The sequence below is a fragment of the Streptacidiphilus jiangxiensis genome, assembly GCF_900109465.1.
Classification (GTDB): domain Bacteria; phylum Actinomycetota; class Actinomycetes; order Streptomycetales; family Streptomycetaceae; genus Streptacidiphilus; species Streptacidiphilus jiangxiensis.
Genome location: NZ_FOAZ01000024.1, coordinates 111210 through 132633 on the forward strand (window position 1 = coordinate 111210; position 21424 = coordinate 132633).

The 21424-nt window shown below is 72.6% G+C and carries 22 protein-coding genes; 9 read left to right on the forward strand and 13 right to left on the reverse strand.

Translation table 11 applies throughout. The features are described 5' to 3' along the window. Window positions 1-44 precede the first annotated feature (44 nt). Window positions 45-230, reverse strand: coding sequence for a hypothetical protein (locus tag BMY61_RS46705; RefSeq protein WP_042449952.1), 186 nt, complete (start codon window positions 228-230; stop codon window positions 45-47). Between the two features lie 321 nt (window positions 231-551). On the opposite strand from BMY61_RS46705, the gene BMY61_RS35105 reads away from it, so the two are divergent. Further along, window positions 552-1535 (forward strand): helix-turn-helix transcriptional regulator, encoded by a 984-nt coding sequence (locus BMY61_RS35105; protein WP_042449955.1) that lies wholly within the window; start codon window positions 552-554, stop codon window positions 1533-1535. Between the two features lie 23 nt (window positions 1536-1558). On the opposite strand, the gene BMY61_RS46710 is transcribed toward BMY61_RS35105, so the two are convergent. The 7 genes from BMY61_RS46710 to BMY61_RS35135 form a co-directional block, all read right to left on the reverse strand. Beyond that, window positions 1559-1723 (reverse strand): hypothetical protein, encoded by a 165-nt coding sequence (locus tag BMY61_RS46710; protein ID WP_169791861.1) that lies wholly within the window; start codon window positions 1721-1723, stop codon window positions 1559-1561. A 48-nt stretch (window positions 1724-1771) separates the two neighbouring features. Continuing rightward, window positions 1772-3607, reverse strand: coding sequence for a carbamoyltransferase family protein (locus BMY61_RS35110; RefSeq protein WP_042449956.1), 1836 nt, complete (start codon window positions 3605-3607; stop codon window positions 1772-1774). Between the two features lie 56 nt (window positions 3608-3663). Then, entirely contained in the window at window positions 3664-5793 is a 2130-nt protein-coding gene (locus tag BMY61_RS35115; protein WP_042449957.1) for an iron-containing redox enzyme family protein, read from the reverse strand. Window positions 5794-5956: 163 nt separating this feature from the next. After that, window positions 5957-6985: an SGNH/GDSL hydrolase family protein gene (locus BMY61_RS35120; protein ID WP_042449958.1), complete on the reverse strand. Its 1029-nt coding sequence runs from the start codon at window positions 6983-6985 to the stop codon at window positions 5957-5959. A gap of 69 nt (window positions 6986-7054) precedes the next feature. After that, window positions 7055-8224, reverse strand: a complete 1170-nt coding sequence (locus BMY61_RS35125) for a trans-sulfuration enzyme family protein (protein ID WP_174514507.1) — start codon at window positions 8222-8224, stop codon at window positions 7055-7057. A gap of 188 nt (window positions 8225-8412) precedes the next feature. Further along, window positions 8413-8931, reverse strand: a complete 519-nt coding sequence (locus BMY61_RS35130) for a hypothetical protein (protein WP_042449961.1) — start codon at window positions 8929-8931, stop codon at window positions 8413-8415. 118 nt (window positions 8932-9049) lie between these two features. Beyond that, complete coding sequence (locus tag BMY61_RS35135) at window positions 9050-9586, reverse strand: hypothetical protein (RefSeq protein WP_042449962.1); 537 nt, start codon at window positions 9584-9586, stop codon at window positions 9050-9052. Window positions 9587-9851: 265 nt separating this feature from the next. Here BMY61_RS35135 and BMY61_RS35140 point away from each other — a divergent pair, with 265 nt between their 5' ends. The 4 genes from BMY61_RS35140 to BMY61_RS35155 all read left to right on the forward strand — a co-directional run bounded on the left by BMY61_RS35140 (window position 9852) and on the right by BMY61_RS35155 (window position 13590). After that, the gene (locus BMY61_RS35140) at window positions 9852-10571 is read left to right on the forward strand and encodes a TetR/AcrR family transcriptional regulator (RefSeq protein ID WP_042449963.1); all 720 of its coding nucleotides are present in this window, start codon (window positions 9852-9854) and stop codon (window positions 10569-10571) included. Window positions 10572-10648: 77 nt separating this feature from the next. Then, the gene (locus BMY61_RS35145) at window positions 10649-12286 is read left to right on the forward strand and encodes an amidohydrolase (RefSeq protein WP_075004188.1); all 1638 of its coding nucleotides are present in this window, start codon (window positions 10649-10651) and stop codon (window positions 12284-12286) included. Between the two features lie 135 nt (window positions 12287-12421). After that, window positions 12422-12799, forward strand: coding sequence for an antibiotic biosynthesis monooxygenase family protein (locus tag BMY61_RS35150; protein ID WP_042449965.1), 378 nt, complete (start codon window positions 12422-12424; stop codon window positions 12797-12799). Between the two features lie 5 nt (window positions 12800-12804). Next, a complete protein-coding gene (locus BMY61_RS35155) occupies window positions 12805-13590 on the forward strand; it encodes an alpha/beta fold hydrolase (RefSeq protein ID WP_042449966.1) in 786 nt (261 codons plus the stop codon). A 159-nt stretch (window positions 13591-13749) separates the two neighbouring features. On the opposite strand, the gene BMY61_RS35160 is transcribed toward BMY61_RS35155, so the two are convergent. Further along, the gene (locus tag BMY61_RS35160; RefSeq protein WP_042449967.1) at window positions 13750-14100 is read right to left on the reverse strand and encodes a DUF6221 family protein; all 351 of its coding nucleotides are present in this window, start codon (window positions 14098-14100) and stop codon (window positions 13750-13752) included. 235 nt (window positions 14101-14335) lie between these two features. Between BMY61_RS35160 and BMY61_RS35165 the strand changes: the two genes are divergently transcribed. Next, window positions 14336-14848, forward strand: coding sequence for a hypothetical protein (locus tag BMY61_RS35165; protein ID WP_042449968.1), 513 nt, complete (start codon window positions 14336-14338; stop codon window positions 14846-14848). A gap of 146 nt (window positions 14849-14994) precedes the next feature. Here BMY61_RS35165 and BMY61_RS35170 read toward each other — a convergent pair whose 3' ends face one another. From BMY61_RS35170 to BMY61_RS35185, 4 genes are all read right to left on the reverse strand, one after another. Further along, the gene (locus tag BMY61_RS35170; protein WP_042449969.1) at window positions 14995-15558 is read right to left on the reverse strand and encodes a hypothetical protein; all 564 of its coding nucleotides are present in this window, start codon (window positions 15556-15558) and stop codon (window positions 14995-14997) included. 52 nt (window positions 15559-15610) lie between these two features. Further along, a complete protein-coding gene (locus BMY61_RS35175; RefSeq protein WP_082015125.1) occupies window positions 15611-16267 on the reverse strand; it encodes a vitamin K epoxide reductase family protein in 657 nt (218 codons plus the stop codon). After that, window positions 16267-17145: a thioredoxin domain-containing protein gene (locus BMY61_RS35180; RefSeq protein WP_052438844.1), complete on the reverse strand. Its 879-nt coding sequence runs from the start codon at window positions 17143-17145 to the stop codon at window positions 16267-16269. The genes BMY61_RS35175 and BMY61_RS35180 overlap by 1 nt, the downstream gene beginning before the upstream one ends. A 145-nt stretch (window positions 17146-17290) precedes the next feature. Further along, window positions 17291-17974, reverse strand: coding sequence for a hypothetical protein (locus BMY61_RS35185; protein WP_042449970.1), 684 nt, complete (start codon window positions 17972-17974; stop codon window positions 17291-17293). A gap of 133 nt (window positions 17975-18107) precedes the next feature. Between BMY61_RS35185 and BMY61_RS35190 the strand changes: the two genes are divergently transcribed. The 3 genes from BMY61_RS35190 to BMY61_RS35200 form a co-directional block, all read left to right on the forward strand. Continuing rightward, entirely contained in the window at window positions 18108-18941 is an 834-nt protein-coding gene (locus BMY61_RS35190; protein WP_042449971.1) for a patatin-like phospholipase family protein, read from the forward strand. 113 nt (window positions 18942-19054) lie between these two features. After that, complete coding sequence (locus tag BMY61_RS35195; RefSeq protein WP_042449972.1) at window positions 19055-19789, forward strand: hypothetical protein; 735 nt, start codon at window positions 19055-19057, stop codon at window positions 19787-19789. Window positions 19790-20101: 312 nt separating this feature from the next. Continuing rightward, window positions 20102-21424, forward strand: a 1323-nt coding sequence (locus tag BMY61_RS35200; RefSeq protein ID WP_280521068.1) for an alkaline phosphatase family protein, incomplete at its 3' end; no start/stop codon positions are given.

Consider the following 21424-nt stretch of genomic DNA (forward strand, 5'->3'; position numbering starts at 1 on the left):
GTTCGCGCCGACGCGAATGGCCGGCCTTGCCTGGTGGTCGGCGCTCAGCCCCATGTGCCTTCTCCGGGGACCGCGCTGTCGGCGGTGGTACCGGCGACCGGAACCGTCGCGGAAGAGGCCGCGGAACGGTGGCCCTGCTCGTGCTGCCCGGTGGCCGCGGCCACTCCCCCCAGCGAGACCACGCACAGGGTGACGGCGGCGACAACGGACAGGACGGTGGTGCGGAGCATGCTGATTCCTCTGAACTCGTGGGTCTTGGACGGTCTTGGGCCCGACCGATGCTGCCGCCCGGCCCGATGGTTTGACAGCGAAATCTGCTGGCACGAATCGACCCGGCACGACCATGTCAGGCGGGCCCGCCACGTCCGACCTCTGGACGGGTCTTGCGAGGCGACGGGAAGTGACTGATACTCCGCGTCGGAACAAGATCACGGGCCAGGCCCGGACGCAGGGACAAGCCACCCCACAGATGGGGAAAGCGGCCAGCAACGGCGCTGGCCACCGCCGTGCACTGCCATCTCGCGCAGTGTTCCTAGCACGGAGCTGTGCGCATGCTGACGCCGTTCGGACTCACCGAGCAGGCCGACCGGGTGTACCGGCTCCTCCTGAGACGGCCGGGCTGTCCGACCGACAAGGCAGCCGCCGACTTCGGCTGCCCGGAGGCGGAGCTGACCGGCGCGCTGGAGGAGCTCACCCGCTACGGTCTGCTCGCACCGTCGTGGCGGGAGGACGGGTGGTTGCACGTGGTCAACCCCCGGCTGGCGCTCGACACGCTGCTGGCCTACCAGCACGCCGAGATCGCCGAGCGGAACCGGGAGTTGGCACGCAGCCAGGCCGCCGCCGAGATCCTGCTGTCGCGGTACACGGAGCAGCACGGCGGTGAGGACGGGCTGGAGGTCGAACAGTTCCACGGCGCCGAGGCGGTGCGGGCGCGGATCGCCGATCTGCTCGGGCAGACGAACAGCGAGTCCCTCGCCTTCGTCCCCGGTGGCGCGCAGACGCCGGAGGTCCTCGCCGCGAGCAAGGAGACCAACGCGGAGCCCCTCGCCCGGGGCGTCAGGATGCGCACGGTCTACCTGGACTCCATCCGCAACGCCCCCGGCACCCAGGAGCACGCCCGCTGGCTCACCGACCGCGGTGCCGAGGTCCGTACGGTCCCGACCCTGCCGATGCGCCTGTGGATCGCCGACCGTGAACTGGCGATGGTGCCGATCGACCCGTCCGACAGCGGGGCCGGCGCGGTGCTCCTGCGGCAGCCGGGCGCGATCGCCGCGTTCCTCGCCCTGTTCGAGGCGGTGTGGGCGTCGGCCGTGCCGTTCGGTGAGACACCGCGCCGCAGCCTGGACGACCCCGGCTCCCAGTCCCGCGAGCTGCTGCGCCTCCTCGCGCGGGGCTTCACCGACGAGGCCGCCGCCCGCCGCCTGGGCATCTCCCTGCGCAGCGAGAGACGGCTGATCACCGAGCTGATGGAGAAGCTGGACGCCAAGAGCCGCTTCCAGCTGGGCCAGCGGGCCGCCGAGCACGGGTTCGTCTGACCCGCCGGTCCGGAGGCCGGTCCTCACACCCGCGCCGGGCCCTGGCCCACCCTGGATGCGCCGGCCACCCAGTAGGTGGGTGCCTTCGGATCGACGCGTCGTCGGAGGGGGTCGCGCACGACCCGGCCGAGCAGGCCGAGCGGCGTCACCACGCAGCCGTAGAGAAGGGCGAGCAGAACGGTGCGCACAGGTCGACTCCTTGTTTCCTGGGGGTGGTTGACCGGTCGGTCGTCATGTCAGTCGAGCGGGATCTCGTCGCGCCAGTCGGTCTCCTCGTGCCATTCGGGCTGGCCCTCCTTGCGCAGCAGGAAGCCACCGAGGGCCAGGCTGTCGATGTTCGTCCGCATGAAGCAGGCGTACGCCTGGGCCGGGCTGGCCACGATCGGCTCGCCGCGCACGTTGAAGGACGTGTTGACCAGGACGGAGCAGTCCGTGAGCGCCTTGAACTCGGTCAGCAGCCGGTGGTACGGGGCGTTCCGCTCGGCCGTGACGGTCTGCACCCGGGCCGAGTGGTCCACGTGCGTGACCGCGGGGATGGTGGAGCGCTGCACCTTGAGCAGGTCGAGCCCGAGGACGTCGGAGCCCTGCTCCGTCGCGATCCGCCGGCTCGGCGCGACCCCGGTGACCACCAGCATGTAGGGGCTCTCCTGGTGGAGTTCGAAGTAGTCCTTGGCGTCCTCGGCGAGCACCGAGGGGGCGAAGGGCCGGAACGACTCCCGGAACTTGATCTTGAGGTTCATGGCCGACTGCATGACCGGGTCCCGCGGGTCGCCGAGGATCGACCGGGCGCCGAGGGCCCGCGGCCCGAACTCCATCCGGCCCTGGAACCAACCGACGATCTTGCCCTGGGCCAGCTCCGCGGCGACCTCGCGGGCCAGGTCCTGCTCGGTCAGGCGGGTGTACGGGATGTTCTCGCCGTCCAGGTAGGCGGCGATCTCCTCGTCGCTGTACTGCGGGCCGAGCAGGGAGCCGGACATGCCGTCGGTCCCGTTCCCCAGATGGGCGCGTGGCGCTCCCCGCTCCGAGGCGACGACCAGCGCCGCGCCGAGCGCGCCGCCCGCGTCGCCCGCCGCGGGCTGGACCCACACCTCGTCGAAGATCCCCGCGTCGATGATCTTCCCGTTGGCGACGCAGTTCAGTGCTACACCGCCCGCGAGAACCAGGTGACGCTCACCGGTGCGCTCCCGCGCGTTCCGGGCCAGCAGCAGCACCACCTCCTCGGTCACCTGCTGGACCGAGGCCGCCAGATCGAACTCCCGCTCCGTGAGCGGCCCTTCGGGACTGCGACGGGGGCCGCCGAACAGCGTCTCGAAACCGCGGCCCGTCATCACCTGTCCGCGCAGGTACTCGAAGTACTCCATGTGCAGGCGGAAGGACCCGTCGGACTTGACGTCGATCAACTTCTCGCGGATGACGTCGGCGTAGCGCGGCTTCCCGTAGGGCGCCAGACCCATGAGCTTGTACTCGCCGGAGTCGACCTTGAAGCCGCAGAAGTAGGTGAACGCCGAGTAGAGCAGTCCGAGCGAGTGCGGGAAGCGGATCTCCGCCAGGGCGTCGAGACCGGTCCCCCGTCCGTGCCAGAGCGTCGTCGTGGCCCACTCGCCGACCCCGTCGATGCACAGCACGGCGGCCGACTCGTAGGGGCTCGGGAAGAACGCCGAAGCGGCGTGCGACTCGTGGTGTCTGCGGACGTCGATCGCGGGGACGCGGCCGAGGCCGAGCCGGGCCAGCTCCTCGCGGACCACGTCCGTGGTGCGGCGCTTCCACGACAGCCAACCGGGGAGGGTGTCCCGGAAGGAGGCGAAACCGCCCGGCGCCGCGCCGGCGAAGGTGGCGAGGACGCGCCGGAACTTCAGCGCCGGGTCCTCGTAGTAGGCGACGGCGGACACGTCGTCGAGCGAGGCGCCGACCTCCTCCAGGCAGTACCGGACGGCCAGGGCGGGGAACGCCGGATCGTGCCGGACCCGGCTGAACCGCTCCTCCTGCGCAGCGGCCACCGGGACGCCGTCGGCCACCAGGGCGGCCGCGCTGTCGTGGTAGTAGGCGGAAAGGCCCAGGACCAGATCGGACATGGGGTTGCTCCTTGGGTACGCGGAAGGACTGAGGTGCGGGACGGGCCGTGCTCGGGTCAGCGGGACGTCATCGCATGGCGCGTGGCCCGACGCGCGGCCTGCCGGGCCCGGAAGCCGGTCGGCGGGTTGAGGGAGCGGTATCCGGTGCGCACACGCTCCCAGGCGGCGTCGAGCGCACCCGCGCCCTGGGCGGCTGTGAGCGAGGAGAGAAAGGTGTCGATGGCGTCGGCCGCCCAGGCCGAGTGGCCCGTCGCGACGTTGTCGACGGTGTTGTGGATGTCGACGAAGCCGGTGCTGAACCCGTACTTCTTCAGGGCGAGCCGCGCGCGGCGGTAGGTCCCGCCGACCCCCGACAGCTCCATCGCGAGGTTCAGGCCGAGGACCTCGGGCATGAAGGTCTGCGGGAACCGGCCGATGCTCAGCCAGTAGACCGGCAGCTCGAAGGAGGCGTCCCGGAACCCCTCCCACTCGGCGAACGCGCGCGAGGCGGTGGGCGGCAGGTCCACCCCCATCTCGTGGAGGACCTCGCGGTAGATCAGCGGGTGGTTCAGACGCGCCTCGCCGTTGCCCAACTCGTCCCAGTAGGTGTCGAAGAGGGAGTGGCCGACCTCCGACGACGCGTGCGCGTAGTCGGTGAACCCCTTGAGCCAGGCGCCGTCGATCAGGGTGAGCGGGGCGAGCTGCACCGTGGAGTCCACCAGCGCCTCGCGGCTGGGCAGCTCCTGCCCGGATCCCTGCTCGAACGCCTCGCTGTGCCGGTCGTGCATCTCCACCAGCCAGGGGCGGAGCCCGCGCGGGGTCCACCGCGCGGGCAGCGGCGTCCCGGCGTCGTCCAGGCCGTGTCGTGACCGGCCCAGCCAACCGTGCACGTACTCCTTGGCGTACCTGCGCACCGCGGGATCGTCGGTCCGGTTCAGCAGCAGGTGGTAGGCCTCCCGCAGGTCCTTCGGCGGCCTCCCGTCGCCGTCGTGGTGCCAGGCCGTCAGCCGCAGCGGGCGCGCGGCGTCGAGGGCGGCACCGGCCGGCGGGGTGCCCTCCGCCGGGCCGGACAGCGCGCCGATCCAGCGGCGCACCACCTGCAGGTCCTCGGGCGAGAACACCCGGAACATCCGTCCGCCCTCGCCCACCAGGCCGTTCACCAGCGGGCTCCGGTCCGGGCGGCCGGGGCGCACCAGGCGGCTGCGGGAGAGCGCGGCCAGCATCGGCGCGGGATCGGTCCGACAGTCCCCCAGCCATTCGGCCAGCGGGCGTCCCTCCAGGGCGAAGGAGTGGTGGTAGGCGGAACCCTCACGGGCCCGCTGCCGCATCAACTCCGCCATCTCGAACGCCGGATCGCAGGCGGCCGTCAGTTCGGCGCAGAGCCGGTCGGTCCACTCGCGAAGCGCCTGCAGCGCCCAGCGGAAGCCGACGACGATCCGGGCCGCCGCGTCCTCACCGTCGCGCCGCGACAGGCCCTCGACCGCCGCCAGGGCCAGTTCGAGTCCGGTTCGCGCGGACGCGTGGCGGGTGGCCGGGTCGACCACGTCCCAGCGGGTGACCGCCGGCAGTTCGGCCCGCACCAACGTGAGCGCGGGCAACAGTCCCACCTCCCGCAGGCACAGATCCGCACCGAGGATCTCCGCGGTGAGGTCGTCCGGGCGGCGGCTCGTCGCGAGCAGCACGGCCGGCATCCGGAAGTGGCCGTCGTCGATCCGCTGGTCCGCCGCGAGCCGACCGGCGGGCACGGCGTTCTCCGAGACGCCGAGGTGGCGCAGCACCGGAAGATACGCGTCCCCGCGCGAGGCACGGGGGTTGCCCACGCCCAGGTCGGACGCGTAGAGGGCGAGCATGCCGAGAACCGCGGGATCGTCGGCGTTGCCCGGGGAACTCAGCCACTGGAGCCAGGCGCCGGACATCAGGGAGAGCGGCGCGCAGGCCAGGGCGGCCCGCCTGGCCAGGACCGCACGCGTCTCCGCGTCGAGCGGGTCGTACAACTCCCGGAACCGCAGGGCTTGCGCCGCGGACCAGGCGGCGGCCGCCTGCCGCAGTGCGTCCAGGTCGCCGCCGGCCGGCTCGTCGCCGTCGTCGTGCCGCGACAGAGTGAGCTCCGCCCGCAACTCGTCGAGAAGTCCGCCTCCTGGCAGGGTCGCCTCGGGGTCGATGACCCTTCCGTAGACAGCCCGGGCCTCCGCGGTGGGCGCTGACACTTCAGTCCTCCAGGGCCGGTGGGCTCAGAACATCGGGTAGATCGAGGCGTCGTTCTTCGGCTTGGGTTTGCGCCCGAGCAGCTTGTTGATGACGGCACGCAGGAAGGACACGTGCGGTCCCCTTTCACGGTTCACTTCACGGGAGGATGGGGGTGGAGCGAGGTCAGGTGAGGTCGAGCTGTCGCGCGAGCAGCCCGGCGACGAGGTCGTGGCCGTCGTCGGTGAAGTGGATGCGGTCGACGAACAGCCAGTCGTCCTGGCCGATCGCGTCGGCGACGACCGGGTTGAGGTCCAGGAAGCGGACGCCCATCTGCTCGCAGCCGGACCGGAGTTCCTTCGAGTACGCCTCGCGGGCCGCCATGGACGAGATGTCGCCGTAGACCTCGCCGAAGTTGGAGATCGCGTCGAGCTCGTCGAACAGCAGCCGCTCCTGCGGGGCGGGGGTCTCGCGGACCCAGGTCGCCAGCGGCTGGAGCACGAACGTCAGCTTCGCGCCCATGCCCTGGGCGAGCAGCCGCCAGCTGTCGAGATGGCGCAGCGTCAACTCGACGGCCAGCTCGATCTGCTCCGCGAGCTCGGGCACCCGGGTGTCGGCGGGCGCGGGCTCCGCCTGGCGCCGTCCGCCGAACAGGCCACGGCCACCGGAGGCCTTGCGACGGCCGGCGCGCAGCTCCTCCATCTGCCCGTAGAAGTCGTTGCAGTTGAAGAACGCGCCGCTGTCACCGCGGATCGGGGCGGGCAGCCGGCTCAGGCCGAGGTTGTTGAACCCCGAGAACAGCACGATCTCGTCGATCTGGGGAAGCAGGTGCCGGTAGAGCGTGAAGAGCAGCAGCTCCTGGGTGGAGTTGTGGCTGCGGCCGGCGAAGTTGAGCCAGGGAACGGACGGCGCGTGCTTGGACCACAGCCACGAGGGCAGCGTGTGACGGTCGGAGCTCGCACCGATGCCGAAGGCCGTGGAGCTGCCCGCGAGCAGCCGGACCGGCCCCTCGGGCAGCGGCCCGCCGGGCGAGGCGGTCGCGCCGTCCGGGCCGTGCGTGAGGCGGAATCCGAGCCGGTCGGTGTTGACGACCTCGGAGCGGTGGTCCGCGGCGTGGAAGTACATCAGGTAGGGCATCCAGCGGATGTCACCACGGTCGTCGAACTTCTCCGCGTACTGCAGCATCTGCGGGGTGAGGGTGGCGCGATGGGACATGGGTCTGCTCCTCGGGGAGAGTGAAGTGGTGTAGCCGGTGCCACCAGGCACCGCAGGCCCCAGGGGAGATCAGCTCAGCGCCTGGGCGAAGTCCGCCTTCAGGTCCTCGAGGTGCTCCAGACCCACGGCGATGCGCACCGTGCCCTCCGTGATGCCGATCGCGCGCAGCCCCTCCGCGTCCATGGACCGGTGCGAGGTCGCCGAGGGCTGCTGCACCAGCGTCTTGAACCCGCCCAGGGAGACCGCACGGTCGACCAGCCGCAGCCGGCGGGTGAACTCGAGCGTCTCCTTGCGTCCGCCCGCGACGTCGATGGCGAACACGCCGCCGTAGCCGTTCGGCAGCAGGCGCTGCGCCAGCTCGTGCGCCGGGTGGTCGGGAAGCCCGGGCCAGTGGACCTTCTCCACCCCGGGGTGGCGGGAGAGGAAGTGCGCCAGACCGTCCGCGGTCTCGTGGTGGCGCCGCATGCGCAGCCCCAGCGTGGCCAGCCCGCGCAGCGTCAGCCAGGCGGCGAAGGGGTCGGCGATCGCGCCGGTCTCCAGCGAGCGCGACCACACCCGGCGGTGCAGCCCGGCGTCGGCGAAGGAGGCGATGCCCCCGAGGACGTCGCAGTGTCCGGACAGGAACTTGGTGGAGGAGTGCACCACGACGTCCGCCCCCATCGAGAGCGGCCGGCAGCCCATCGGGGAGGCGAACGTGTTGTCGACGACACAGGTGAGCCTCGCCGCCCGGCCGACGGCGAAGAAGGCCGGAAGATCGGTGACCTGGGCGGTGGGGTTGGAGATCGTCTCGAGGTACAGCACCTTGGTCGTCGGCCGCAGGGCGGCGGTGACCTCGGCGGGGTCCCTCCCGTCGACGTAGGTCACCGCGATGCCGAAGCGCGCCTCGAGATCCTTGAGCAGGGCGAACGTGCCGCCGTAGAGGTGTCGCTGGACGATGATGTGGTCGCCGCTGCCCAGCAGGGTGTGCAGCACGGTGTGGATCGCGCCGATCCCGCTCGCGGCGGCCAGGCTGGCCGCGGCCCCCTCCAGCTGTGAGACGGCGTTCTCCAGGGCGCGCACCGTCGGGTTGGAGTTCCGGAGGTAGGCGAACGACTCGGGTCGGCTGATGGCCTCCGCCAGGTCCTCGGGGTTGTCGTACCCGAAGTTGGCGGTCTGGTAGAGCGGCACACTCAGCGGTCGCGCTCCGTTCAGATCCGGGACATCCACATGGATGGCCTGGGTCTCCGGGTGCAGCGGCATGGACACGGACTTCCTCTCGGGTACGGCGCTTCCGGTGCGGCGCTCATCAGACGCGGTGAAGCGCGGCGACCTCAGCTTTGCCGTGAACCGCACCCACTGTCACCGGTCTCCCGGTGCCACAAAGATGCGTGGCATGTGTATGTCGCCGCCCGTACCCCGAGAAGGGCTTGACGATCGGTCACCAGGACTCAGGCGGAGAGGACCCGCGGCCCGGTCGGCTGCCGGCGGGTGCCGAGGGCGCGCCAGCCGACGATGGCGGTGCGGGCGATGACCTCGCCGAAGGCCATCAGCAGGATCGCCGCCGTCCACGCGCCCGGGTCCAGGTGGTGCTCCACCGAGAAGCGTCCGATCGCGGGGCCGCCACCGTGCGTGGCGTAGACCTGGAACGCCAGCCGGCAGCCGACACCGACGACCCACAGGACGGCGGCGGCGATCGTGGCCCGGACGACGACCGCGCCCTCGGCGGTCCGGTGCACCCGGGACAGGACGCCGGCGCCGACGCCGAGCGCCAGGCCGAGCAGCGTGGCGGGCACGATCAGTTCCAGATCACCGCCACCGGTGGGGATGGCGTGCAGGTACTGCACCCCGGCCCAGCCGACGAGCGCGACGGGGAGCAGCAGCGTCCGCAGGGTCAGCCGGCGGCCGCGCAGCTGCAGCACCACCAGCCCGATGAGAGCGAGATCGATCAACCAGTCCGTAAGGCTCATGCCGCCATGGTGCGGCGGAACCGCAGGTCAACGCCTCAACCCACGGGTAGAGGACCGGGTGGAGTCCGGCCTCCACCCGGTCTCTCCACCCGGGCCTCCACCCGGGGACGGGCAGCGGTCAGGACAGGCCGAGGGTCTGCAGTGCGGTGGTCCAGTCGGTGGCGATCGCGTTCTGCGCGTCGGTGAGCTGGACCGTGCCGTTGCAGACCGCCGTCTTGAGCTTGTTCTCCACGGCGTCCTTGTTGGTGGAGGTGTAGCCGGAACCCGTCGCATAGTGGGGCTCGGGCCAGAGGTTGGCGGGGTCGCGCGGGGCGCCGCCGAGCTCCAGGGGGATGAAGTGGTCCTCCTCGTAGTCCGACAGGTTGGTGTCGCTGTAGCCGTACTCGGCGATCTGCTGCCGCTTGAGCGCGGTCGTGTAGGAGGACGGCGGACGCACGGTGGCGGTCCAGCCGGAGACGCAGATCGTGGAGTCGATCGTGTCCTGCGTGACGTCCGGGTTGGTCGCGCCGGGCGTGCAGGTCGGGTCCGGCAGGGGCAGGTAGTCCTGCGAGCAGACGGCCGCGGCGTGCGCCGAGCCCGCTCCGAGAGCGAGTCCGCCGGTGGTGAGGGCGAGGGCGGCGACCGATATGGACAGACGTCGGAGGACGGCAGGCATCAGCAGCTCCGTTCGTGTTGGGGATGCGTACATGACACCACTGGCCGGTGGGGTCGCGGTGGCCGCGCGACGGAACTCCTGATGACAAGTCAGTAGCCGTCCAGTCAACGCGCGGAGACTCCGACGTCACGGCGCGCGTGGCAGGGCGGTTCGAGCGTGGAATGGTGGACCCATGACCCCTCCGAAGCCCGCCGCACCCCAGGAGCCGCAGTCCGGCGGCGACACCGGCTTGCCTATTGGTCGCACATCCAATAACGTGCCCGGCATGTCGTCGAGCGCTCCACCCAAGCGGGTCCGCAAGAGCCCCGAGGCGCGCCGTGCCGAGATCGTGGCTCGAGCCGCCACCATCGCCCTCACCGAGGGCCTGGAGTGCATCACCATGCGCCGGGTCGCCGAGGACCTCACTGTCCGTCCCGGGCTGATCAGCCACTACTTCCCCGTGGCGGAGGAGCTGGTCGCCGAGGCGTTCGGCACCGCGGCGGCGGAGGAGCTCGAGGAGCTGATGCCGGCCGAGCGGCCGGCCGGCGGCGCGCTCGACCAGCTCGCGCTGTTCTTCGCCCGCAGCACCGGCGTCCGCTACGACGACATGAGCCGCCTGTGGCTCAACGCCCGGCACCTGAGCCGGTTCCGACCGGTGCTCGCCGACCGCGTGGCCGTCCAGGAGGCGGCCTGGCGCGACCGGCTCACGCGCCTGCTGCGCGAGGGCACCGCCGAGGGAGCCTTCAAGCCCGCCGACCCGGCCGTGGCGGCGATCCAGATCCTCGTCGTCCTCGACGGGCTCGGCGTCCATGCCAACACCGACCGCACCAACCGGCCGCAGGCCGTGACGGACATGGCCGCCACCACGGCGGAGCGCGAGCTCGGCCTCGCGCCCGGCAGCCTGCTCGCGCTCGTCCGCGCCGAGCAGCCCGTCACGGCGGAAGCCTCGGCCGCCCCGGCCCCGACCACCCCTGCACCGCCTGACCCGTCCGCCCCGACCGCCTGACCCGTCCGCCCCGCCGGACGGGTCAGGCCTGCCGCGCGCCCGCCGCGCACTCCCCCACCGTTCCAAGGAGCCCGTCCGTGCACCTCGACCAGCCCGACCTCGTCCTGCTCAGCGCCCGCCTGCTCGACCCCGCGACCGGCACACTCCTGCCCCAGACCGCCCTCGCCGCCGCGCACGGCGTGATCGTCGCCCTCGGCGACGACCGGGAGGTCCGCGCGCTGGCCGGGCCCGCCACGACGGTGGTCGACCTGCGCGGCGCGGTGGTCACGCCCGGCCTGGTCGACGGCCACCTGCACCCGGTCTCGGGCGCGGAGCGCACCCGCGGCGTGGACCTGTCGGGCTGCACGGACCTGGCCGACGTACGCGCCGCCCTGGCCGACGCCGTGCGCGAGCTGGCGCCCGGCGCGTGGCTGCGCGGCTGGGGCCTGGACCCGAACACGTTCGGCGACGAGCCTGTCGCGGCCGCCTCCCTCGGCCCGGTGCTGGACGGCGTCCCCACCCTGCTCGACCTGTTCGACGGCCACTCCCAGCTGGCCAGCGCCCGCGCCCTGGAGCTCGCCGGGGTCGACGGCCCGCGCTCCTTCGAGCAGGCCGCGGAGATCGTCTGCGACGCCGACGGACGGCCCACCGGCCTGCTGCTGGAGGACGCCGCCTGCGAGGTCGTCGAGGCGGCCGCCCCCAAGGCCACCCTGGACGAGGTGCGTGACGCGACCGCCGAGGTGCTGCGGCGGATGGCGGCGTCCGGTCTGACCGGCGGGCACGCGATGGACGCCGGGGGCGACAGCCTGGCGATCTACGCAGCGCTGGAGGAGCGCGGCGAGCTGGCCGTGCGCCTGCGCGTCGCGCCCATCGCCCAACCGGGCACCGACGAGCCGGCCGTGAGCTCCCTGATCGCGCAGCAGGGGACCGGCGGCGCGCTGTGGCAGGTGGCCGGCGTGAAGCTGTTCATGGACGGCACCATCGACAACGGCACCGCGTGGCTGGAGCAGCCGGACTGCGACGGCCAGTCCACGCACGCGTTCTGGCCCGACCCCGAGGCCTACACCCGCGTCGTCGCCCAGCTGCACGCGGCGGGCGTGCCGACCAACACGCACGCGATCGGCGACGCCGCCGTCCGCCACGTCCTCGACTCCGTCGCCAAGGCCCGCGCGGCACACCCCGAGGGCGGCGCGGTGCGGCACCGCGTCGAGCACATCGAGACCGTGCCGGACGACACCGTGGCGCGCTTCGCCGAGCTGGGCGTCACCGCGTCCATGCAGCCGACGCACTGCTGCGAGTACACCCGGGCCGACCACACCGACAACTGGTCCCGGCGCCTCGGCGAGGAGCGCGCCGCGCGCGCGTTCCGCTGCCGGGACCTGTGGGACGCCGGCGTGCGGGTCGTCCTCGGCTCGGACTGGCCGATCGCTCCGTTCCCGCCCCTCGGCGTCATGGCGGGCGCCCGCCATCGCCGCCCGGGTGACCTCTCCCTGCCCCCACACGGCCCCGAGCAGGCGCTGACCCCGCTCCAGGCCCTTCAGGGCTACACCCTCCACCCGATCTGGGCCGCCGGGGACGAGCACCACGCCGGCCGGATCGCCCTCGGCCACCGCGCCGACCTGACCGCCTTCGCCCACAACCCGCTGACCGTCCCGGACACCGACCTGGTCTCCCTCCCGGTCCTGCTCACCGTCCTCGCCGGCCGCCCGACCCACCGCGACGGCAGCCTCGGCTGACGCGGACGCCGGAACCGATCCGGGCACCCGGACGTCGGAACTTCGGGGTGTCCCCCCGCCCAGCAGGGCCGGGGGTGACGCCCCGCCAGGCGCCCCCTGCCCCGGAGGCGGGGCGCAGGCTGGCAAGATGGGCCCATGAGCATCGTCAAGATCAACGCACTCACCGTCCCGTCGGAGATGCGCGCCACGCTGGAGCAGCGCTTCGCCTCCCGCGCGGGCGCGGTGGAGGGCTCCGACGGCTTCGAGTGGTTCGAACTGCTGCGCCCGGTCGAGGGCACCGACCAGTACCTGGTGTACACGCGTTGGCGCAGCGAGGAGGACTTCCAGAACTGGATGTCCGGCCCGATGCAGGCCGCGCACACCGGCGGCGGCCAGGGCGGTCAGGGTGGGGGCCAGGGCGGCCGTCCGCAGGGCGCGGGCGGTGAGGGCGGCGAGGCGCCGCGTCCCGCCGCGACCGGCTCCGCGCTCTGGTCGTTCGAGGTCGTCCAGCAGACCGGCCCGAAGGCCTCCTGACCGCCGTGCCGCACGCGACCGCGCCCGACGGGACCCGCATCGCCTGCCAGGTCCGGGGCGCGGGCGCGCCGCTGCTCCTGCTCTCCGGCCAGTCGAACAGCCACCGGTGGTGGGACAGCGTCCGCGCGGACTTCGACGCCGAGCGCACCACGGTCACCCTCGACTGGCGGGGCACGGGCGACAGCGAGAAGCCGGACCAGCCCTACAGCACAACCGGCTTCGCCGAGGACGTGATCGCCGTCCTGGACGCGCTCGGTGTCGACCGCGCGGACGTCTACGGCACCTCGATGGGCGGCCGGGTCGCGCAGTGGCTGGCCGCCCGGCATCCGGCGCGGGTGCGCCGACTCGTGCTCGGCTGCACCTCGCCCGGCGGCGTGCACGGCTTCGAGCGCGACCGGGCCGTCAGCACGGCCCTCGCCTCCCGTGACCACCGCGCGGCGCGGGCCACGCTGCTCGACCTGATGTACACCCCCGGCTGGCTGTCCACCCACCCCGGCCCCCACGGCACCATCGGTGACCCCGGCATGCCCGCCTACGCCCGCGGCCGCCACCTGACGGCGAGCCGCCGCCACGACGCCTGGGACGTCCTGCCGGACATCTCCGCCCCGACCCTGGTTGTCCACGGGAGCGCGGACGTCTTCAACCCGGCCGCCAACGCCCCGCTGCTGACGCGCCGTATCCCCGGCGCCCGGATGCACCTGATCCCGGACGCCCGGCACGCCTACTTCGAGGAGTTCCGCGACGTGGCGAGCCCGCTCGTGCTGGACTTCCTCGACGAGCCCGAGGACTGACGGCCAGAGGACGACCGGGGTGGACGAGGCGGGCCAGGTCCACGGCGACCAGGGCACGATCCTCATGCACCGGGTCCAGCAGGGCGTTCCGGTGCGCTACAGCTACGTCTGGCGCCGCCGGGGCGACCGGTGGGCGACGATCCTGCGCGAGTTCAGGCCTCAGGCCCAGCCCCACGCTCGCGCCAGTCCGACCACGGTCGGACACGGCCACGCCAACCGCGCAGCCGACCCCGCCTCCGCGCACACCGCGCACCCGCCCTCGACCTCCGCGTGGTCCCCGAGGACCGCCCGCTCGGCGTCGACCCGCCGCAGCACCGCCTCCGGCATGTGCATCCGGATGTGCGCCTCCGCGGCCCGGGTCTCGGGCGTCGTCACCTCCTGCCCGGCCAGCAGGAACTCCACGGGATGCGTCGGCCACAACAGCACCGCCGGCTCCTTCGCCGCCCGCGCCACCTCCTCGGCCCGGGTGTGGGCGTCCCGCAGGAAGGCCACGGCGGCGTGCTCGCTCATTCCTCCACTCTCCCCCAGCCCGCTGCCGCCCCGCTACCGCCCCGGCACCAAGGCCCTGCCAAGACCCTGCGGGGTTGTCGGGCGAGGCACAGGGTCGCTCCCGAGCATGCCCGCGGGCCTGTGCCAAGTCCGACCACATCATCCACCCGGTCCACCGATCGGTGGACCCTCCAGCGCTCCGTCCCGCCACACGCTGGAGACAGCCACCGAGTCACCCCCACAGATCGGACTCGCCATGTACCAGAACCGCCCCACCACCTCCCGCACCCGCCTGGCGATCCTGGCGACCCTCGTCGCCGCCGGCACCCTCGCCGCGGGCCTCTCCCTCACCACCCAGGCCAGCGCCACCGAAAAGCCCGCCCCCGTCGGCTGCGGCAAGACGGGATGCACGACGGGCTTCGAGGTGTCGAACGCCACCGACCAGACCCTGACCCCGACCAGCGCCCGTACCCAGGTCCAGGACCCGAGCAGGCACGACTCGTGGGAGAGCCCCTCGGGCTGGGGGCCCGGAACGCCCAACCGAGGCGACCTGCTCATGCCCCACAAGTCGCAGAACTGGAAGTTGTTCTACTGGCTCACCACGTCCAACACCGGCACGGTGGAGTACAACCTCAGTGGCGGCGGTCAGATCGTGCTCCACGTCGCCACCGACGGCTTCGGCAGCCCTTCCAGCGATTGCCAGGTCAAGAACACGAACAAGGTCACCTGCGTTGCCGAATGGGACCACATCACGATCTCCCCGGCGTGACGCTGCCACCTGGATCGTCGCATCGAGGGCACCTTGAGGCCGACGATCCCCTGCACAGGTCGGGCCGACTGTTCCCCGTGTGTCGGGAGCAGCCGGCCCGTCGCGCTGTGGTGTGGGGACGGCGGGCGTGGGATCCCCGCAGGCCGTCAGTCGCCTGTCTGGAAGTCCCGCGCCTTGATCTTGGCCATGCGGCCGTCCTCGTGGTGCCAGACGATGCCCTCGGCGCCCAGACCTCCGTACGTCAGAACGGCCGCACGGATGCCCTCGAAGCTCAGCTCCGGACTGGCAAGCCGCTGTGCGTCGGCGTGCGCGATGAGCCGGTGGCTGCGCTCCCGCTCCGGGTTCCCGTTGATCTTCGGGCCGACGAGCTCGTACGTGCCCGGCTTCCAGCCACCCGGGCTGGGCTCCGCCAGGGCCTCGGCGTGGAACTTCGCGAACGCGGACTGACCGATCGGCTCCCAGCCCATGGTCTTCCCGGTGACCTCGTCGACGGTGACCGGGGCGTAGTTCGGCGGCGGGGTCTTGCCGGGCTTGATCTCCCGACGCGCCCACCACTCTCCCTGCTCGTCGAGCATGACGCAGGTGCCATCGTACTTGCGGGTCGGGACGCCTTCTCCGTCGAGGACCCACTGACAGGCGGGGTTGACCTCGGTCAGCACACGGGCGTGGTCGTCGGGGTCCCGCTTGAACAGGGTGGGGATCTTCTTCATGAGGGTCTCCGTGGTGCATGGACTCGGACGGGGCCTGCGCCGTCACGGCCTCTCAGAGCAGGGTCGACCAGTAGTACCAGAAGCGGTCCAGGACCAGCAGGACGATCAGCAGGTAGCCCGCGAACGGCACGACCCAGTACCAGCCCGCCGCCGCGGTGACGCGGTCTCGCCAGGACGCGGGGAGGGGGATGGTGCCGGTGCGCAGGTTGTGGAGGGTGGTGTACCAGAAGAGGGGGATCACCGCGGCCCAGACGACCATGCAGTACGGGCAGACCGCGCCGATGGTGTAGAGCGTCTGGTCGATGAGCCAGCCGACGAAGCAGATGCCGAAGAGCGTGCCCGCCTGCAACCCGAGCCAGAACCAGCGCGGGAGGCGGGCGCCGGTCAGGGCGACGACGCCGACGGTGACGACGACGGAGAAGCCGGCCAGGCCGAGGAGGGAGTTGGGGAAGCCGAAGGCGGAGGCCTGGGCCGTGCGCATGACCGAGCCGCAGCTGATGATGGGGTTGATGTTGCAGCTGGGGACGTAGTGCGGGTTCTCCAGCAGGCGGATCTTGTCCAGCGTCAGCACCGTCGCCGCGGCCAGGGCGAACAGGCCGGCGATGACCAGCAGCAGCGCGTAACCGCGCGAGGCGGCCACACGGGTGGAGGCCCAGCCCTCCCCCGCAGCGGGCTCCACTGCGGGGGTGCCCGTCTCTCTCAGTGTCATCACTTCGCCCCGACGGTCTGCTGGACCAGCGCCGTGTAGGCGTCGGTGCTGATCGGGTTGCCGGTGCTGTCGAAGACGTTCAGCTGCTGCCCGTCCAGCTTCAGCGTGGGCGTGCCCTGGACGCCGCTGGCGTTGAAGGCCTGGGAGACCTTGGCCGCCCACGGGGCGTAGACGCGGTCCTTGACCTCCTTGGTGAACTCCGGAGTCACCAGGCCCGGCACCTTGCCGGCGAGGTCCAGGAGGTGGTTGAGGTCGCCGAAGCCGTCGGTGGTCTCCTCGGGCTGGTTGGCGTAGAGGACGTCGTGGAAGGCCTTGAACTTGGCGACGCTCTCGTTGAGCGCGGCGCCCGCCACCTGGAGCGCGTCCTTCGAGCCGCTGCCGCCGAGGTTGTCGTCCAGGAAGGTGGCCAGGTGGTACTGGATCTTGTAGGTGCCGTTGTCGGCAAGCTGCTGGATCGTCCTGCCGTCGGCCTCCTCCAGCTTGTGGCAGATCGGGCAGCGGAAGTCCTCGTAGATGTCGAGGGTGTGCTTGGCCTTCGGGTCGCCGTAGACGATCACGGTGCTGTCGGTGCTGGAGACGTGCGCCGGAACGACGAGCTTCTGCGAGGCGGCCGCCGCCTGGTCCGCGCTCGAAGAGCCGCCGGACTTCGACGACGAGCCGTTGCCGAGGTTGCTGACGACGACCGCCCCGACGGCGATCACGGCGACGGTCGCTGCGACCGCCGCGCCGAGACCGACCCGGCGGGCGCGCTGCCGGCGCTGCTCCTCGACGGCGCGGGCGGTGCGCAGCCGCTCACGGGCGTCAGCCTGCCCGGCCTTGCCGGAGTTCTGGGGGCTCTGGGAGTTCTGCGGCTTGCGGGTGTTGCGGTTGGTGCTCATGGCCGTCCTCACACGGGTGGTACTGCAGGAAAGTGGACGTGAGGGAACGGGCCCGACGACGAGACAGCACAGCGCGGCACAGCCGCACGGGGCGACCGGCAGAAGAGGGCCGGAAAAGGCCGATAAGGGAAGGACGCGGTGCTGCTCAGCAGGCCCGGGCGAGAGCGGGCGGGCCCCGGCGCGGGGCGGTGCGCGGCAGCGCGTCCTGCGGGCCGAGCACCGTGGGGCGACGGCTGGTCACGGGCGGGCACGGCGGAGCCTCAGGCAGCGCGAGCGGAGCGGCGAGGCGGCGCAGCAGCGCGCGCACGCCGGGCCGGAGGGCCGGGCGGAGCGTCAGGGCGGCGGCGCCGAGCAGCGCGGACAGGGCGGCCTCGCCCCGCCGCAGCCACCAGGCCGCGGCGAGCGCGAGCAGCAGGTGCAGGGCGAGCAGCAGCAGCGCCTGGCCGCCGGTGAGGGCGATCAGTGCGCGCGGCGCCTGCTCGGTCAGGCCGAGCAGGCCCGGACGGATCGAGCCGCCGCCACAGGCGAGGACGTTCCAGCCGTGCAGGGCCGGGCCCGTGCCCGACGTCGGCGGACAGCTCTGCTGGCCCGCGTTGAACAGCGCGTTCATGGCCAGCTGGAGCGGGAGCATGGTGAGGGCGATGGCGCCGTAGCGGCGCTCGCCGCGGAAGACGACCAGCGCGGTCAGCAGGCACCCGCCGAAGGCCAGCAGCGCGACGTCGACCGGCACCGGCTCCCCGGTCACCGCCAGCCGCGCCCCGGTCGGGAGCAGGACGGAGAGCGCGGCGAAGACCGCCGCGCGCAGGAGCCTGATCCCGAATCCGTCCATCACCGGGAGTATGGCAAACCTTCCTGTAACGGGACAGCCCGCCTCCGGTGTCCGTCGCGGTGCCCTTGGCCGGGAACGGTCCACCCAGCATGATCGTTCCCACTTCTGGACCACCGGGGAGAGAGGGGACGCGATGAGCGGGGAACGCGCGCTGGTACTGGGTGGGGGCGGTGTCGCCGGGATCGCCTGGCTGACCGGTGTCCTGGCCGGGCTGGCGGAACACGGCGCCGACGTGACCGACGCGGATGTGATCATCGGCACGTCGGCGGGCTCGGCCGTCGCGGCCCAACTCAACCAGGGGCTGGCACTGGCCGAGCTGCTCGCCCGGCAGACCGACCCCGCCCTGATGAACCGCGAGCTGGCCGTCGAGTTCGACTTCGAGCGCTACGCGGAGATCTGGGCCGAGCTCACCGAGGAGCACCCCGACCCGGCGGAGCGCACCCGCGCGCTGGGCCGCCGGGCGCTCGCGACGGACACCGTCCCCGAGGCGGAGCGCCGCGCCGTCGTGGCGGGGCGGCTCCCCTCCGCCTCGTGGCCGGAGGGTGACGTGCGGATCGTCGCCGTCGACGCGCTCACCGGCGAGCATGTCGTCTTCGAGCGCGCCTCGGCCGTCCCCCTGGTCGACGCGGTCGCCGCGAGCTGCGCGGTGCCCCTGGTCTGGCCGCCCGTCACCATCGGCGCCTCCCGCTACGTCGACGGCGGCGCGCGTTCGGCCACGAACGCCGATCTCGCCGTCGGCCACCGCCGCGTCCTCGTCCTGGCGCCGCTGCCGCTGCCGCCCCTGGAGGACGAGGCCGAACTGCTGCGCCGCGACGCGTCGGTGCAGGTCCTCGCCCCGGACGAGGCGTCCGTCGCGGCGTTCGGCGTCAACCCGCTCGACCCCTCCACCCGCCCTGCCGCCGCGGCGGCGGGCCTCGCCCAGGGCCGCCGCCTGGCCGGCTCCGTCGCCGCCCTCTGGCGCGCGTGACCCGCCCGCGCCGAGGCCGACGTACCTGCTGGTAACCTGCCCGGATCTTCGGGTGGCCGGTCGGTCGGACGGCCGGTCGGTCAGGTGGTCGGGCAGTCGGGCGGGAGGGCAGGATGCGCGCACGGACGTGGCGGCGGCGCGGGCGGGGCTTCGCGGCCGTGGTGGTGTCCGCGCTGGCGGGGGCGCTGCTCGCCGGGTGCGGCGGGCCGCCGCCGGGGCCGGTCGCGGTGGCCACGCGGGCCAGGCCGCCCATCCCTGCCGGGTCGCTGCGCGGGCTGCTCCTGCCGGCCACCCTGCCGCACGGCTGGACCGTCCGGGCCGCCGAGGCCGACGACGCACCGGGCAGTCCGGCCGGGGTGACCCCGCCGCGCGGATGTCAGGTCCTGCTCGGCGAGGACATCGTCGACGACAGCGCCACGGCCGCGGGCTCCTCCGCCTCCGCGCGCGTCGCAGGCGGCCACGGCACGGCCGGAGGGACCATCCCGGGCACGGAGACCGTCTACGCGTTCTCCGGCCAGGCCGCGCGCGCCGCCGTCGCGGAGATGCGCGCGCTCGCGCGGCGCTGCGCGAAGCAGGTGTCGACGGACGGCACCACCACCGTGTTCTCGGTCAGCCCCGGCCCGGCGCTCGGGGACGAGAGCCTCGTCGTCCAGGCACGGCAGACCTACCGGGCCGAGCCGGGCCTCGTGCGGTACGCGAACGCGAGCGTGGTGCGGGTCGGGCCGTTCCTGGTCGTGCTGTCCACCGTGCCGATGCCGCGCGCGGACAGCGAGGCCGTCACCGCGCTGATGCCCCTCGCCGTCGCCCGGGCCCGCAGCGGCAGCGCGCACATCCCCGCTCGGCACTGACCGCGCCACGACCCCGCACGGCGGGCTCCCTCTCCCCCGCCGAACGCGCGCAGACCCGGCACAGGCGTTGGGTGTCGCGGGGGAACCCGGGCCGGACGACGCGCGCAAGCGCCTGCAGCCAGTGAGCTGCGCCGATGAAACAGAACTGACACAGCGTCACCGTGGCCCCGAGGGCACCACGATCACCGTTCGATAACAAGTCTGGTCCAACCGTTCGCTTTGTTTCACTCCCCTGCCACTTTGTTACCGGCCAGTCGTCATCCGGCTGCCGGACAGTCCCCTCGTCGAACCGTCTCGCCCCGGAGGACTCACGTGGCCCCCGTCACCCGCCGTACCTTCCTCGGCTCCGCCGCCGCCCTCGGCGCAGCCCTGGGCCTGGATTCCCTGCCCGGCGCCGCGCCCCGCGCCGCCGCGGCCACCACCGGCACCATCACGGACGTCAAGCACGTCGTCGTGCTGATGCAGGAGAACCGCAGCTTCGACCACTACTTCGGCACGCTGAAGGGCGTGCGCGGTTTCGATGACCGCGCGACGATCGAACTGTCCGGTGGCTACAGCGTCTTCAACCAGCCCAACGGCAGCGGACGGCAGTACCCGTGGCAGCTCAGCGCCACCAGCACCTGGTGGTGGGGCGTGAGCAAGGAGCAGCTCGCGCAGTGCGACGGCTCGCTCGACCACTCCTGGTCGACGCAGCACTCCGCCTGGAACAACGGCAAGATGGACAACTGGGTCTCCGCCAAGAACTCCGCGCGGACCCTGGGCTTCATGAACCGCTCGGACATCCCGTTCCACTACGCGCTCGCCGACGCCTACACCATCTGCGACGCGTACCACTGCTCGATCCTGTCGGCCACCGGCCCCAACCGCACCTACCTGTGGTCGGGTTGGATCGACCCGTCGGGCACGGCGGGTGGCGCGGCCTACGACGGCGGCTCCGAGTCCGGCCTCAAGTGGCAGACCTACGCCGAGGCGCTGCAGAACGCGGGCGTGAGCTGGAAGGTCTACCAGAACGCGAGCGACAACTTCGGCGACAACGCCCTCGCCTACTTCAACCAGTTCACCAGCGCGCCCAGTTCGAGCCCGCTCGCGCAGAACGGCATGGGCTCGGTGCACTCCACCGGCTCGACGCCGGACGACATCGCCAACGCGATCAAGGCCGATGCCGCCGCGGGCACGCTGCCGCAGGTGAGCTGGGTGGTCTCCAACCAGCTGTTCTCCGAGCACCCGGATGGCCCGCCGGAGAACGGCGCGCACTTCGTCAACCTGGTGATCCAGGCACTCGCCGCCACCCCGGACGTCTTCGACTCCACCGTTCTCTTCCTCAACTACGACGAGAACGACGGCTTCTTCGACCACGTCCCGCCGCCGGCCGCGCCCTCGGGCACCGCCGCCGAGTTCTACTCCGGCACCAACATCGGCCTCGGCTTCCGCGTCCCCATGCTGATCGTCTCCCCGTGGACACGCGGCGGCTGGGTCGACTCCCAGGTCTACGACCACACCTCGGTGCTCCGCTTCCTGGAGACCTGGACCGCCGCCATCGGCACCCCGGCGAACTGCACCAACATCTCCACCTGGCGCCGCCAGGTCTGCGGCGACCTCACCGGCGCCTTCGACTTCGCCAACCCCGTCTACGGC